At 68.2% G+C, this 13,302-nt stretch carries 14 protein-coding genes and 1 tRNA gene; 8 read left to right on the top strand and 7 right to left on the bottom strand.

Features of this window, described 5'->3' with window-relative positions; translation table 11 throughout:
• Positions 1-730: 730 nt before the first annotated feature.
• Positions 731-1,891, bottom strand: coding sequence for a hypothetical protein (locus HUO13_RS33295; RefSeq protein WP_211898860.1), 1,161 nt, complete (start codon positions 1,889-1,891; stop codon positions 731-733).
• Positions 1,888-2,397, bottom strand: coding sequence for a hypothetical protein (locus HUO13_RS37905; RefSeq protein ID WP_249124256.1), 510 nt, complete (start codon positions 2,395-2,397; stop codon positions 1,888-1,890). The genes HUO13_RS33295 and HUO13_RS37905 overlap by 4 nt, the downstream gene beginning before the upstream one ends.
• A 332-nt stretch (positions 2,398-2,729) precedes the next feature.
• Between HUO13_RS37905 and HUO13_RS33285 the strand changes: the two genes are divergently transcribed.
• Together HUO13_RS33285 and HUO13_RS33280 are read left to right on the top strand one after the other, a co-directional pair.
• Entirely contained in the window at positions 2,730-3,560 is an 831-nt protein-coding gene (locus HUO13_RS33285) for a DUF6880 family protein (protein WP_211898859.1), read from the top strand.
• Positions 3,561-3,707: 147 nt separating this feature from the next.
• Positions 3,708-3,772: transfer RNA gene (locus HUO13_RS33280), tRNA-Leu, on the top strand.
• 217 nt (positions 3,773-3,989) lie between these two features.
• On the opposite strand, the gene HUO13_RS37900 is transcribed toward HUO13_RS33280, so the two are convergent.
• Together HUO13_RS37900 and HUO13_RS33270 are read right to left on the bottom strand one after the other, a co-directional pair.
• Positions 3,990-4,157: a DUF418 domain-containing protein gene (locus tag HUO13_RS37900; protein WP_249124255.1), complete on the bottom strand. Its 168-nt coding sequence runs from the start codon at positions 4,155-4,157 to the stop codon at positions 3,990-3,992.
• Between the two features lie 200 nt (positions 4,158-4,357).
• Positions 4,358-5,116 carry a S1 family peptidase gene (locus tag HUO13_RS33270; protein ID WP_211898857.1) on the bottom strand — a complete coding sequence of 253 codons (759 nt, stop codon included), beginning with the start codon at positions 5,114-5,116 and terminating at the stop codon, positions 4,358-4,360.
• A gap of 187 nt (positions 5,117-5,303) precedes the next feature.
• Here HUO13_RS33270 and HUO13_RS33265 point away from each other — a divergent pair, with 187 nt between their 5' ends.
• From HUO13_RS33265 to HUO13_RS33255, 3 genes are all read left to right on the top strand, one after another.
• Positions 5,304-6,551: an FAD-binding protein gene (locus HUO13_RS33265; RefSeq protein WP_211898856.1), complete on the top strand. Its 1,248-nt coding sequence runs from the start codon at positions 5,304-5,306 to the stop codon at positions 6,549-6,551.
• 188 nt (positions 6,552-6,739) lie between these two features.
• Complete coding sequence (locus HUO13_RS33260) at positions 6,740-7,366, top strand: serine hydrolase domain-containing protein (protein WP_211898855.1); 627 nt, start codon at positions 6,740-6,742, stop codon at positions 7,364-7,366.
• On the top strand, positions 7,363-7,563 hold the full coding sequence (locus HUO13_RS33255; protein ID WP_211898854.1) for a hypothetical protein: 201 nt from the start codon (positions 7,363-7,365) through the stop codon (positions 7,561-7,563). Before HUO13_RS33260 ends, HUO13_RS33255 begins: the two co-directional genes overlap by 4 nt.
• Positions 7,564-7,566: 3 nt before the next feature.
• Here the strand turns inward: HUO13_RS33255 and HUO13_RS37895 are convergent, their stop codons facing one another.
• Positions 7,567-8,064, bottom strand: coding sequence for a PLD nuclease N-terminal domain-containing protein (locus HUO13_RS37895; protein ID WP_249124254.1), 498 nt, complete (start codon positions 8,062-8,064; stop codon positions 7,567-7,569).
• Positions 8,065-8,106: 42 nt separating this feature from the next.
• Here HUO13_RS37895 and HUO13_RS33245 point away from each other — a divergent pair, with 42 nt between their 5' ends.
• Together HUO13_RS33245 and HUO13_RS33240 are read left to right on the top strand one after the other, a co-directional pair.
• Positions 8,107-9,258 carry a sensor histidine kinase gene (locus HUO13_RS33245; protein ID WP_249124253.1) on the top strand — a complete coding sequence of 384 codons (1,152 nt, stop codon included), beginning with the start codon at positions 8,107-8,109 and terminating at the stop codon, positions 9,256-9,258.
• A gap of 13 nt (positions 9,259-9,271) precedes the next feature.
• On the top strand, positions 9,272-9,919 hold the full coding sequence (locus tag HUO13_RS33240; protein WP_211898852.1) for a response regulator: 648 nt from the start codon (positions 9,272-9,274) through the stop codon (positions 9,917-9,919).
• A gap of 27 nt (positions 9,920-9,946) precedes the next feature.
• On the opposite strand, the gene sigC is transcribed toward HUO13_RS33240, so the two are convergent.
• Positions 9,947-10,513 (bottom strand): RNA polymerase sigma factor SigC, encoded by a 567-nt coding sequence (gene sigC, locus HUO13_RS33235; RefSeq protein WP_211898851.1) that lies wholly within the window; start codon positions 10,511-10,513, stop codon positions 9,947-9,949.
• Positions 10,514-10,638: 125 nt separating this feature from the next.
• On the opposite strand from sigC, the gene HUO13_RS33230 reads away from it, so the two are divergent.
• Positions 10,639-12,915, top strand: a complete 2,277-nt coding sequence (locus tag HUO13_RS33230; protein WP_211898850.1) for a heavy metal translocating P-type ATPase — start codon at positions 10,639-10,641, stop codon at positions 12,913-12,915.
• Here HUO13_RS33230 and HUO13_RS33225 read toward each other — a convergent pair.
• Complete coding sequence (locus tag HUO13_RS33225) at positions 12,912-13,133, bottom strand: helix-turn-helix domain-containing protein (protein WP_432757799.1); 222 nt, start codon at positions 13,131-13,133, stop codon at positions 12,912-12,914. The two genes, HUO13_RS33230 and HUO13_RS33225, sit on opposite strands and share 4 nt — an antisense overlap.
• Between the last annotated feature and the right edge of the window lie 169 nt (positions 13,134-13,302).

Below are 13,302 nucleotides of genomic sequence, written 5' to 3'. Positions count from 1 at the left end.
CTCCTTACGACGGTCACTCGATGATAGACGTTGGACACTCAGCGCGAGCCCATGCGCACCATCCCAACAGGCGGCGCACAGTCTGCAGCAGCCGGTGGTCACAAGAGCATCATTCCGTATCACGACACTGTGCGTGCCAACAACCACATCCACGAAGGTCAAGCACGGCAAGCCACTGTGCATGGACGGGCGGGCTTCCTCGGCGTCGGCCGGTATGCCTCCGTCGGCAGGCTTGAGCGTTCCCTGTTCCAGGCAGCCCGAAAGACTACTCGACGACCAAGCTGCCGCACGAATCATCTACTCAGCCCTGTTGCCGTCCTCTTGCGCTTCTGTCCGTGGATCGACCCTGCGACGCCTGTCGGCTGACAGATCACCAGGTACCGGGTTCCGTTCGATGGTGCGCCGAAGGGCCTGGCTGGGAGGCGCGGTCCGGAAATTGAGAGGCGCCAAGTGCGTCGACCGCGTCGCACGGGTTTGGGCATCTGCGAGCTGCACCGCCCTGACCTGCTCGAATCTTGTCCGTGCAGGTCAGGGCGATCTGGCTGGCTACGTTGACACAGGAGTGCTCCCTCAACTGTGCTCGACTGCGTCGAACGGCACAGAACGCCAGGTAGCGGACCTCAACTGCATGATCACCGGCTGGCTTCGAAGGTGAGCACATACCTTGAGCTCAGTGCTGGTCGGCGCAGCTTGTTTTCGTGAGGTGGGGGGTTCGTCTTGCTCGGATTGTCTACAGGTCTGCGTGATTGAGCCGCTCAAGCAGGCTGGGTTTGCGGGCGTGTTGCTGCCGTAGGGCGGCGGCGCGCTGGGCGAATTCGTGCGAGCGGGCGTCGCGTTCGGCCAGGGCTCGCAGGTCGGTGAGCAGTGAGACAGCGGCGTCGTACTCGGTGGGTTTACGGGTGCCGATCATCGCGTCCACCTTTGACCAGGCGCCTTCTTTGTCGCGAGCCAGTTCGTCCAGCCGTTGTTCGCGGGCGAGGGCTCGTGCTTGCTTGCGGCGTGCGTCCTCCTCGGCGCGCTGCCTGGATTCCTGGTGATGGCGTTCGGCCCGCCGACGTGCTGTCTGGTCCAGCAGGTCGGCTATGGTGCGCCGGGGCGGGCTGGGAACGCTCTGAGTGGATTCGTCTTGGAATCGGCACAGCATTTCCATTCTCACGGTCGCGGATCGACCCTGGAGAATTCGCACGAGCAAGTGGTCTTTCTCGGCGGGGGACAGGTTGGTTACCCACGCGGTAAGCTGTCGGGGGTCATCGGTGGCCTGTTCGAGTGGTGGACTTATCTCGGCGGCTACCGTGAGCAGGTCGTGGTCGAGGCGGAGGAAGTCGCCCAACGCGCGTTGGGCAGCGGTGAGGGTGCGCAGTCCTGGCGGTAGGGGTGGCTCGAGTTCGTCGTCTTCGGTGGGGTCGAAGGCGTATTCGTCGCGTTCCCAGGTGCCGTAGCCGGCCAGCCAGGCGAGGTAGAGGGGTCGGTGGTCGCCGGCGGCGAGTTCGCTTCGAATGCCGACGATGGCCGACAGCGATTCCGGTGCGTCGTCTTCCCAGTCGCTGTACTCGTCGTCGCTTGTCAGATCGAGCACGAGGTGCTCGCCGGAGGTCCAGGCCACCACCTGATGGTCGAGGCAGTACTGCTCGGCGACGTCGAGGTCGAGCACGCTGCGTGGCATGCGGAGCATGATTCGCCGCGTTCCCCAGTTGGCGAGGTAGAGGTGTGCGTCGTAGTAGCGCTCCATCAGCTGGCGTGGGTTACCGCGGAAGTCGCCCCAGTGGTACTCGTTGACGAAGCTGGTCGCGGTGATCCGCGCCCGCGTCGACAGCGAACGCAGCTCGGCTTGCTGGCGAGCGTCGAGCGGCCGGTCGAGGGCGAGGAACTCGTAGTACTGGTACTCGCTCACGGCGCATCCCGGTCTTCTGCTCCGGCGAAGGGCACTGCTTGGAATCTTGAGTCGTCTCCCATGTGGATGAACAGGTGTCCTTCGACTGTGCCGTCTGGGGTCAGGGCGGCCCAGCCGCGGCCGCTGACCTGGTCGCCTTCGTCGTCGCCTTCCCAGCTGAACTCGACGCAGCTGCGACCGTCGCGCTTGGTCGAGCGGCAGTCCACCCATCCGCGGACGGCGATGAACCCGAATTCACCGGTCCCGTCCTTGGTGAATTCGATGAAGCCGGGTTCGACGAGATCGATGGCGTCGCGGTCCCACATGTCCATCTTCACGATCCGCCATCGACCTTTCAGGCTCATCTCCGGTCCTCCACACTTGCTGTCGTCGCGGCGCCAGGGTACTGACCACACGCGTACCAGCCCGCCGGCGGTGTTGAAATGGGTGGCGTGGTGAGCACGGAAGTGGAGCGGGTTCGTCGGTTGATCGACGGCTTGCGACGGGATCGCCGGAAGCATCCGCATCACGGGCGACGGGAGTACTCACAGCGCGTTCGGGAGGTCACTGACGCCTGTGCAAGGTTGATCGAAACCGAGCCGGCGTCTGTGCCTGCCCTAGCGCGGCGGGCGGTCGACCTTGTTGCGACGGCGTTGCAGTACATGGACGACTCATCCGGCGCCATCGGCGGCGACCTGCACGCGCTGATGGCCGTACACGCCCGCGCCTGCGCGGCGGCCCCGCCGGATCCGAAGCGGCTCGCCGGGTGGCTGGCCACGCTGCGGCTCGACGGGCCGGGCTGGCCGGACTTCGAGCTGCATGACTACGCGACACCGCTGGGCAGACCGGCCGCGCTGAGTTGGCGCGGATCGTCGACGAACGCGCCAAGACAGCCGAGCACGACCCGCTCGACAGGACAGGGTTCGGGATCCGCACCTTGCGGGAGCAGCTCGCCGAGATCACCGGCGACGTCCACCACTATGTCACCGTGCTGGCCGAAGACCTCTACGCCGCTTCCCAGTATCTCAAGATCGTGGACGCACTGAGAAGCGCAGGGCGCGCTTGCGAGGCCGAGCGCTGGGCACGCCGCGGGTTGGGGATCGGGAACCCGATCGACCAGGCCAAGCTCCGCGATGCCTACGTGGACTTGCTGTTCGAGCGCGGCGCGGCCGATGAAGCGCTCGCTCTTCGATGGCAACGGTTCGATGAGCACCCGACCAAGTCCCACTACAGAGAGCTGCGGCGCACCGCCGAACGCCTCGGAGGCTGGAGCGAGCTGCGCAGCGAGGCACTGGACCGCATACGGCATGCCACCGCGAAGCGACCTGCATTCGCCGACCATCTCGTTGACGTGCTGCTCGATGAAGGCGAACTGGACGAGGGGTGGCGGCAGGCGGTCGACCACGCCGACGACCTGCTCGAGTCCCGCTGGCATCAGCTCATCAACCTGCGCCAGCCCACGCACCCGCAGGACGTGATCGGGCCATGGCAACGGCTGATCCAGCAGCGACTCGACACCAGCACCGACAAGTACCGCTACAACAAGGCGATCACGATGCTCCGACGGCTCAGCGACGGCTACCGCGCTACCGGCGACACGACCGGCCTGGACACATACCTGGCCGACCTGCGCAAGCTCCACGGGCGCAAGACGTCGTTCATCGCCAAGCTCGACCGCACCGACCTGTGATCGCCCCGGTGAGCGGGTGATCGTGGTGGGAGCGACAAACTTGGGAGAATTCTGGGAGAGCCCATGCGAGCAGAACCGCACTGAATGCTGCTGGACCGTCCACAAGAGATTCGCCCTGACCTGCGAAATCTTCAAAACCGCAGGTCAGGGCGATTTCGCTAGCTACCTTGACACGGTAGAGGTCACTGGTTCAATCCCAGTATCGCGCACCATTGGTTCGTACAGTTCAGAGCCCCTGCTGGTGATCTTTACCGGCAGGGGCTCTGAACTGTTGGGGGGAGGAACCGGGAGGCGTTGATTTTGGCGTACCTGGTTGGCGTCGAACCTGGTCGCGCTGATGGTGGTCGTTTGGTCGTCCACGTGACGGCCGAGTACGTCCAGGCCGCTGTCCTTCCCGGAGACTCCATCGGGGTGCGTGGAACCCGTTCGTCACCGGTTCATCGCAGTCGCCGCGGCCGCCTGCTTGTGTAGCGGCTGCCACTGCCACCAGGTAACGCAACGCCAGGCCCATTCCAGCGGGCCGTAGCGGAAGTGAGCGAGCCAGATCCGGCTCCACACCACCTGCACAGCGATGACTCCGAGCGAGAACACGAGCATGGTTTCCCGCGCATCCGTCGCGGGCCACGGAATTCGCTGGGTAGCAGCCCGTGGGTCGACACCATCGTGGAGCCTGGCATCCCTCTCTCGCATCAAGCCTTTTTCGTTTCTCCGGGTTTCGCTGAATGAGGAGCCAAGCGCCTATCGATCGGCGCATGCTGGGCAACAACGGTGCAAACCGGATCGCCTCCGGCCGGAGGTCAACCCGCTGTGGTCTGTTCGATCCAGCCTCGGTGGGCGGTCAGGTCGGTGTAGATGCCGGGGCCGGTGGAGCACACCGGATCGGCGTCGCCGTCGCGGCTGGTCGCTCCGATCAGCTGCCACTGCCCGGGACGGCCCGTGATCTGCGGTCCGCCGGAGTCGAGGATGCACGCCTGCGCGTTCTCGGTGGGGCTGTCGGTGCACAGCTCGTTGTCCGGGTTGTAGTTCTCGCCGCACCGGTCGTCCGGGACGAGTTCGGTGTCCAGTTCCTGCAACCGGATCGGCAGGTCCGGGCACTCGCTGCCGTCCTCGCAGGTCATTCCCCAGCCGAGAATTCGGGTGTCGGTGCCCGCCGGTGCGGATTCCGCGGCGAGCTCGATGGGCTGCGCGTCCACGGGGTGGTCCAGCTTCATCACGGCCACGTCGTCGCGGAAAGGCTCGTAGGTGAAGTCCGGGTGCGCGATGACCTCGGTGACCTTGGCTTCGGCACCTTTCGTGCGGTCATGGTCGCCGACCCGCACGGAAAGCTGCTCGGGCTTGACGTTCACCGCGCAGTGCCCGGCGGTCACGATCCAGTCCGGTTTGATCAGGGATGCCCCGCAGTAGTGGTGGCCGTCCTTTTGAACGCTCACCATGAACGGGTACTCGGCAGTGGCTTCGTGCCCCCCGATGATCGCCGACGCCGGTGGTGCCAAGACCGCGGTGAGTGCGATCGCTCCCGCTGCTCCGCACAGTGCGGCCTTGCCGAGTTCGGCCATCTGATCCTCCTGCGTGTTCCGCGATTCGGTCACACGCAAAGCTAAAGACCCGCGTCAGCAACGGGATCAGCTTCGTGGCCACCGTGATCTACTACTTTCGTCCATCTCGATGACGTTCTCCTGAGCGCCGCAGATGGACCAAGCGGGTGATGCGTCTCAAGAAGCGCCGCAATTGCTGGGACGATCGATGACCGTGGCGAGCCTTGGTTCCGACGCGCGGTATCCGCGCCTTGCAGGCGAACTGTTCGACGACGAGCAGCATCTCCGCTGGGCGTCCGAAGACTGGGGACATCTCGTCCATGACAGGCCGCGGGCCGTTCTGCGCCCCGAGGGCGTTTCCGACATCCGTGCCATGGCGCGGTTCGCGGCTGAACGCGGGATTCCGTTCGTGCCGCGGGCACAGGGGCACTCGTCCGGAGGGCAGGCGCAGGCGGAGAACGGCATCGTCGTGGACATGAGGGGGCTCAACGGAACACATGCCGTGGCCGGCGACCACGTGGTGGTCGGTGCGGGCGCGCGATGGAGCGAGGTGCTCCGCGCAACCCTTCCGGAGGGGCTGACGCCACCGGTCCTCACCGACTACCTCGAACTGTCCGTCGGGGGCACCCTTTCGGTCGGTGGAATCGGCGGAGCGACTCACCACCACGGGCTGCAGACCGACAACGTCCTCGAGCTGGAGATCGTCACCGGCGACGGCGAACTCCGCACGTGTTCACGTACCCGCGACTCCGATTTGTTCGACGCCGTTCTGGGGGGACGCGGAAGACACGGCACGATCATTCGAGCCACGCTTCGTCTCATTCCCGCCAAGACTCGTACGAGACGGTACAAGCTGTACTACCGGGAGCTCGATACCTTGCTGGCGGACCAATGCCTGCTCGTCGAGGATGGCCGGTTCGACCACCTCGAAGCCCATGCCCGGTTCGACGACGGCGGTGAGTGGGTCTACGCGATGGTGGTGGCGACTCACTTCGATCCCGGGCGGGAACCCGACGATGCCGCCCTTGTCGGCCATCTCGGCCACGAGTCCGTCGAGATCGACGATTCGGGGTACTTCGACTTCCTGAACCAGATGGAGGAGGACGAGGCCTACCTCAGGTCGACGGGGGCGTGGGACCAGCCGCATCCGTGGCTCGACCTCATGCTGCCAGGCTCCGTGGCGGAGGATTTCATCGTCGAAACGATGCGGGAGCTCGTAGTCGACGACATCGGTGAGTCAGGGCTGGTTCTGTTCTATCCGTTCCACACGCGCGTGATCAGGACGCCACGAGTCCGGGTTCCGGCCGAGCCGCGTGCGTTCCTTTTCTCTTTGCTCCGCACCGCACCGCACGACGAGGTCGTGGTGAGCAGGCTCGTGGAGTCCAACAGGGAACTTCGCCAACGCGTTGTGTCCCTCGGCGGCACCGTGTACCTCGAGCACGCGGAGTCCCGATGAACGGAGCCCGCCCGACTGGCGCGACGAACTGCCGGTGGGGCTGAATCCGTCGGGCGATGAACATTGGATGTCGGGATCGGGAAGTCCGGGCCGGGTGACGCGGTGTTGCGCTTGGATTGCGGCGAGTTCACGCTGCCGAGGCCATGGAGGCCCGATGTTCAGGAAGGTCCCCCGCTGCCTGACGGCCGTTGCTCAACCACACTAGCGGGATCAACGATTACGACCACGTCCTGTTCCCGTCGTACCTCCAGGGCAAGCTCGACGACCTGGAGGCGAAGCGCTGGAAGACCTGGCGCCCCGAGGAGCTGATCGCGATCGGGTTGGCCGAGCCGCCGACAGGCGCCCCGGGGGAACGGCTGCAATACGCCAACACCAACTACCTGATCGCGGGCGAACTGCTGGAGAAGGTCACCGGTCAGGACGGGCAGCGCTACATCACCCGGCACGTGATCCGGCCGCTGGGGCTGCGGAACACGTACTTCCCCGGCAGCTTCCCGTTCATGGTCGGCCCGCACAGCGAGGCCTACGAGGCGGTCTTCCACCTGGCCCCGCGGTGGGGTGAGTACAGCGACTACAACATGACCTGGGCGGGGACGGCCGGTGCGCTGGTCTCCACACCGCAGGATCTCAACACGTTCTTCGGGGAGCTGCTCGGGGGCCGGCTGCTGCCCCCCGAGCTGCTGTCCGAGATGAAGCGGACGGTGCCCGTCCGCGACGGCGCCGGCAACGAGGCCGCCCGCTACGGCCTCGGCCTGCTGGCCGTCGACGGCGGCGAGTGCGGCTCTGGGGCCACAACGGCGCCGTGTTCGGCATGACCACGACGTCGCTGAACACCGAGGACGGTGCCCGGCAGCTCACCTACGCGCTGAACCTCACCAACTACCAGCGGTTCGGTCCGGACGGGCAGCTGTTGCCGTCGCCCATCGACGATGCGGTCAACGGCCTGACGGCGAAGGCCATGTGCCCGGCCACGCCGCCGGCAGCGGTGCCGCGCATCGCCGAGAGCTTCTAGAAGTCAGGCGGTGGTGGTTCGAGCGCGCCGCGAATCGCGGCGGCCGAACAGGAACCACAGGGCGCTGCCGAGGAACGGGGCCACGAACGCGAACACGATCCAGGCCAGCTTCATCCCCCCGCTGTGGTCGGACAACAGGATGCTGATCAGCGCGCTGATGAACAGCACCACGTAGGCGAGCATGGCGAGGCCCATCGCGCCGCCGAGTGCGAAGCCGGCGACCTGGGTTGGGTCCACGGCCATTGCGGTGTGGTGGGCGATTGACGCGTGCATCGTTCTTCCTCGTTCCTCGGTCCGGTGGCTGTTGCCCTTGTCGGCGACCCCGACACGACTCATCCTGTCGTTGCGCCGCCGCGCGCACTTCGGCGTTGAGGCTCGCTTCGATTGGCCGAAAGTGGTAGTCGCGGTGCCTGAAGTGCGGACGTGCCCGACCGGTCGTCTGGCCGAGCATTGAGCGGTCAGCGGGCCGGTGCCGAGCCGGCCCTTCTCCCGCAGGAACACGTGAGGCCGATGAGCGGAATGGGCGGGCACTACCGTGGGGCCGTGCGCTTCCTCGATCACCTGAGGGCCCGGTTGTCGTGGTGGGACGGCAGAATCCGGTCGCTGCTGTTCGACCTGGTGGCGGCCGTCTTCACGGTCCGGTTCGGCGTCGACTTCGACACCGCGCTGACGGTGCCCAACGTCTGCCTGATGATCGGCGCGGCGCTGGCGTTCCTCCTGCGCAGGCGGTTCCCGTGGCTGCCGGTCGTCGCGACGGCCGCGATGGCCACCTTCACCGGTCCGGCCGTCGCCGCGTCGGTCGCCGTCTACACCATGGCACGACGGCGGGGACCGTCCACGCAGCTGTGGATCGCCGCTGGACTCCTGACCGCCGTGCTGATCCTGCACACCTACTACAACCAGCCTCCGTCGAACGTGTACGTCTTCGTGATCTCGGTTGCGGTAGCCGTGGGCGTGGCGATGCTGCTGGGTCTGTGGGTCTTCCAGCGCAAGATGCTGCTGGTGACGTTCAGGGAGCGCGCCGAGCAGGCCGAGCGCGAGCGCGACCTGCTCGCCGAACGGGCGGTCGCCGCCGAGCGCAGGCGCATCGCGCGCGAGATGCACGACGTGGTCGCCCACCGGTGCAGCGTGATCTCGCTCCAGGCGGGCGCGCTCACGCTGACCGCTCCGGACGAACGCACCGGGGAGGTCGCCGAGGTCATCCGCAAGACCAGTGCGACCGCGCTGACCGAACTGCGCAGCATGCTGCGCGTGTTGCGTGAGGACGAGAACGACGGGCCGGGGGAGACCAGCGGCGAACTCGCCAACGACCCGACCTTGAGCAGCATTCGACGCCTGGTCGCCGATTCCGTCGAATCCGGGGAGAACATCCGGCTGGACTTTCCCGACCAGCTGCCGGAAACCTCCAGCGAGATCGGCCGGGCCGCCTACCGGGTGGTGCAGGAGTCGCTGACCAACGCTGCCAAGCACGCGCCGCACGCCGCTGTGCACGTCGAGGTCGCCGCGGACGACGGGGAAGTCGTGGTCACCGTGTCGAACCGCCGGAGTCCAGGCACCGGATCCGACGCCGTTCCCGGATCGGGATACGGGCTGATCGGCATGCGGGAGCGGGTCACGCTCGCAGGAGGCGCACTGCGCACCGGGTGGGCCGAGGACGGCGGATACCGTGTGCGGGCGGTGTTCCCCCTGCAATAGATGAGGTGCTGGCGTGGCCGTCAAGGTGGTCCTGCTCGACGACGAGGAACTGGTGCGCGGCGGCATCCGGCTGATCCTCGACCTGGACCCGGACATCGAGGTGGTCGCGGAGGGAAGCGACGGATCGGTGGCCGCGGAGCTGGTGTCCAAGCACCGCCCGGACGTGGTGCTCACCGACATCCAGATGCCCACCGTCGGTGGGCTCGAGGTCACCAAGCGCCTCACCAGGCTGCCGGATCCGCCTGCCGTCGCCGTGCTCACCACGTTCGACCTGGACGAGTACGTCTACGCCGCCCTGCAGAACGGAGCGGCGGGGTTCCTGCTCAAGGACACTCCGCCGCGCGACCTGGCCGCCGCGGTGCACGTCGTCGCCCGCGGTGAGGCGATGCTCTCCCCGCGCATCACCACGAAGCTGCTGTCGACGTTCTCCTCGGGGGTGACCGCCGCGCAGGCGGCGAAGACGCGGATGGAGGAGCTGACGGCCCGCGAGCGCGAGGTGGCCGTGGCCGTGGCCCAGGGGATGAGCAACGCCGAGATCGCAGGCAACCTGCACATGAGCCTGTCCACCGTGAAGGTGCACATCGGCCGGATGATGACGAAGCTCGGCATGACCAACCGCACCCAGGTCGCCATCCTCGCCCACGACGCCGGGTTGGCGTGAGCCGGCGGGCGGCTCCCGCGGAGGCTGTCAGCCGGTTTCCTCGGACTCCTCGCGGGTGCCCGCGATCAGCTCCTCGCGCGCCCGCGCGACGCGCGAGCGGACGGTGCCGACCGGGCAGCCGCAGATGTCGGCCGTCTCCTGGTAGGACAGGCCGAGCACCTGGGTGAGCAGCAGCACCTCGCGGCGCTGTTCGTCGAGCCCGGCCAGCAGCATGTTCAGCTCGACGATGTCCTCGAAGCCCGGCGCCGGACGCTCGGCCGCGGTCGTCCACTCCACGGCGGCGGTCGTGCGCGGCCTGCTCCGGGCGTAGCGGACCTGGTCCACGACCACCCGGCGGGCGATCGAGAGCAGCCAGGTCCGGGCCGAGGCGCGGCCGGCGAACCGGGGCAGGCTGCGCAGCACCCGGACGTAGGTCTCCTGCGCGAGGTCGTCGGCCTGCTCGACGCTCGCCAGGTGCGCGACGAAGCGCCACACGTCTCGCTGGGTGGCCCGGATGAACTCCTCCAGCGCGCGACGGTCACCGGTGCCGGCCGCCAGGGCGAGCTCGGTCAACCAGGCGTCATCTGCGGCGGATCGACTCACGGTCGCCGACATTACCTCGATCGTGATCGCCTGAAGAGCCGGGGAACCGGTGGTTCTCACGATGCGACCACCTGTGCAGAGCCTGGTTTCCGGCCTGCGCGCCGTCTCCGGGCACGCACGACACCGAAAGGCCCCCGATGTCCCCGACTCCGACGGCGCTCCGTGCTCAGCCGGCCACGCGGCAGGTTGAGCTGTCCGTCACAGGCATGACCTGCGCGGCGTGCGCGACCCGGGTGGAACGCAAGCTCGGCAAGCTCGACGGCGTGCGGGCGAGCGTGAACTACGCCACGGGCCGCGCGAGCGTCGAGGTCGCCTCCGCCACCGACGACGCGGCGCTGCTCGACGCCGTGCGACGGGCCGGTTACCAGGCGGAGCCGGTGGTGCCGGAGAGCGCCGAGGAAACCGACTCCGGCGACCGCAGCCGGGACCTGTGGCGCCGGATGCTGGTCTCGGTGCTGCTGTTCGTGCCGCTGTGCGACCTGTCGTTGCTGTTCACCGCACTTCCCGGCTCGCGGTTCCCGGGCTGGCAGTGGGTGCTGGCCGCGTTAGCGCTGCCGGTCGTGGGCTGGGCGGCGCTGCCGTTCCACCGCGCCGCGGTCAGGGGTGCCCTACGCGGGTCGTCGTCCATGGACACGTTGGTCTCGCTCGGGATCTGCGCCGCAAGCGCGTGGTCGGCGTACGCGATGTTCTCGGGGCACGAACCGGCCGGGCTCACCGGGTTCTGGGCGCTGATGCGCGCCGACGGCGCGATCTACCTGGAGGTCGCCGCCGGGGTGACCACCTTCGTGCTCGCCGGTCGCTACTTCGAGGCGCGCGCCCAGCGCAGGGCGGGCAACGCGCTGCACGCGCTCGCCGACCTGCGCGCGAAGACCGTCACCGTCGTGCGCGACGACGGGTCGCGGCAGGAAGTCCCGGTCGACGATCTCCAGGTGGGGCAACGCTTCCTGGTGCGCCCGGGCGAAACGGTCGCGACCGACGGCGTCGTGCGCGACGGCCGCGCCGAGCTCGACTGCGCGGCCATGACGGGCGAGTCGATGCCGGTCGGCACCACGGCGGGCGACGACGTGATCGGCGGAACCGTGCTGCTGACGGGGCATCTGGTCGTCGAGGCGACCCGCGTCGGTCGCGACACGCGGCTCGCCGCGATGGTCCGCCTGGTGGAGGAGGCGCAGACCGGCAAGGCGGCCGTGCAGCGCCTCGCGGACCGGATCTCGGCGTACTTCGTGCCCGCCGTGCTGGTGCTCGCGGTGTTCACATCGGCTGGTTGGCTGCTGGTCGGAGGAACGGCGGAGCGCGCGTTCACCGCAGCGCTGGCGGTGCTGGTGATCGCCTGCCCCTGCGCGCTCGGACTGGCGACCCCGACCGCGCTCATGGTCGCCACCGGACGCGGAGCGATGCTCGGCATCTTCATCAAGGGCCACCGGGCCCTCGAATCGACCAGGCACATCGACACCGTCGTGCTCGACAAGACCGGGACGGTCACCGAGGGACGGATGTCGGTGGTGGGCGTCGAGTGCGTGCCTGGTGTCGAACGGGCTGCGGTGCTGCGTCGCGCGGGTGCGCTGGAGGACGCGTCGGAGCACGCGGTGGCGCGTGCGATCAGCGCCATGGCGCGGGAGGAACTCGGTGCGCTGCCCGGTGTCGCGGAGTTCCGCAACCTGACCGGGCTCGGCGCTCGTGGCGTGGTGGAGGAACGCGAGGTCCTCGCCGGGCGCGCCGCGCTGTTCGGCGAGCTCGGCTGGGAGGTGCCCGGCGACCTCGACGACGTGCGCCGCGAATGGGAGCGGCAGGGCAGGACCGCGGTGCTTTTCGGCTGGGATCGCCGTGCCGTCGCGGTGTTCGCGCTGGCCGACCTGGTCCGGCCGTCCGCGCCCCGGGCGGTGGCCGCACTGCATGGGCTCGGCCTCCGGACGGTGCTGCTGACCGGCGACAACGCCGCGACGGCGGACGCGGTGGCCGCGGCGGTCGGCATTGGCGAGGTGGTCGCCGAGGTGCTGCCGGACGAGAAGGTCGACGTCGTGCGGCGGCTGCGCGCGCAGGGCCGGGTGGTGGCGATGGTCGGCGACGGTGTCAACGACGCGCCCGCGCTGGCCGCCGCCGACCTGGGGCTGGCCGTCGGCACCGGCACCGATGTCGCGATCGGCGCCGCCGACCTGATCCTGGTGCGCGACGAGCTGACGGTGGTGCCCGACGCGATCCGCCTCTCGCGTGCCGCACTGCGCACGATCCGCGGCAACCTGGTGTGGGCGTTCGGCTACAACCTCGCCGCGATCCCGCTCGCCGCGCTCGGTCTCCTCAACCCGCTGGTCGCGGGTGGGGCGATGGCGCTGTCGTCGTTCTTCGTGGTCTCCAACAGCCTGCGCCTGCGCAGGTTCGCGCCATGCGGCGGGGAAGACCAGGGGCGTCGGTCCTAGGCGTCGGGCACCCAGCGCAGCACGTCGCCGGGCTGGCAGCCGAGCGTGCGGCAGATCGCGTCGAGCGTCGTGAACCGCACCGCCTTCGCGCGGCCGTTCTTCAGCACGGCGATGTTCGCGGGCGTGATGCCGACGGCGGCAGCGAACTCGCCGACCGACAGGTTGCTCATGGCGAGCTGGACGTCGAGGCAGGCGACGCCGAGGATCGCCACCGTCACGTAGGGGCACGGCGAACGGCGCGTAGGGGCACGGCGAACGGCGCGTAGGGCGGGAACCGGTCGACCTCATCGGCCACCGTCTGCGAATGACCACGATCTGCCTGAAGAGGCCGGCCAGGATCGCTGCGATGATGCCGGTGCGGAGCGAGACTATGAAGAAGCGGTTCAT

The sequence above is a fragment of the Saccharopolyspora erythraea genome (assembly GCF_018141105.1).
GTDB lineage: Bacteria > Actinomycetota > Actinomycetes > Mycobacteriales > Pseudonocardiaceae > Saccharopolyspora_D > Saccharopolyspora_D erythraea_A.
Note: the sequence above shows the minus strand (reverse complement) of the source record. Positions and strands in the feature narration are given on the sequence as shown.

What these genes read in the sequence shown, in the direction of transcription:
- HUO13_RS37905 (WP_249124256.1), bottom strand. Translation starts at nt 2,397, where the DNA reads ATGCGGATGCTTCCGGCGATCCCGTCGCAAGCCGTCGATCAACCGACG.
- HUO13_RS37900 (WP_249124255.1), bottom strand. Translation starts at nt 4,157, where the DNA reads ATGCTCGTGTTCTCGCTCGGAGTCATCGCTGTGCAGGTGGTGTGGAGC.
- HUO13_RS33270 (WP_211898857.1), bottom strand. Translation starts at nt 5,116, where the DNA reads ATGGCCGAACTCGGCAAGGCCGCACTGTGCGGAGCAGCGGGAGCGATC.
- HUO13_RS33265 (WP_211898856.1), top strand. Translation starts at nt 5,304, where the DNA reads ATGACCGTGGCGAGCCTTGGTTCCGACGCGCGGTATCCGCGCCTTGCA.
- HUO13_RS33255 (WP_211898854.1), top strand. Translation starts at nt 7,363, where the DNA reads ATGACCACGACGTCGCTGAACACCGAGGACGGTGCCCGGCAGCTCACC.
- sigC (WP_211898851.1), bottom strand. Translation starts at nt 10,513, where the DNA reads ATGTCGGCGACCGTGAGTCGATCCGCCGCAGATGACGCCTGGTTGACC.
- HUO13_RS33230 (WP_211898850.1), top strand. Translation starts at nt 10,639, where the DNA reads ATGTCCCCGACTCCGACGGCGCTCCGTGCTCAGCCGGCCACGCGGCAG.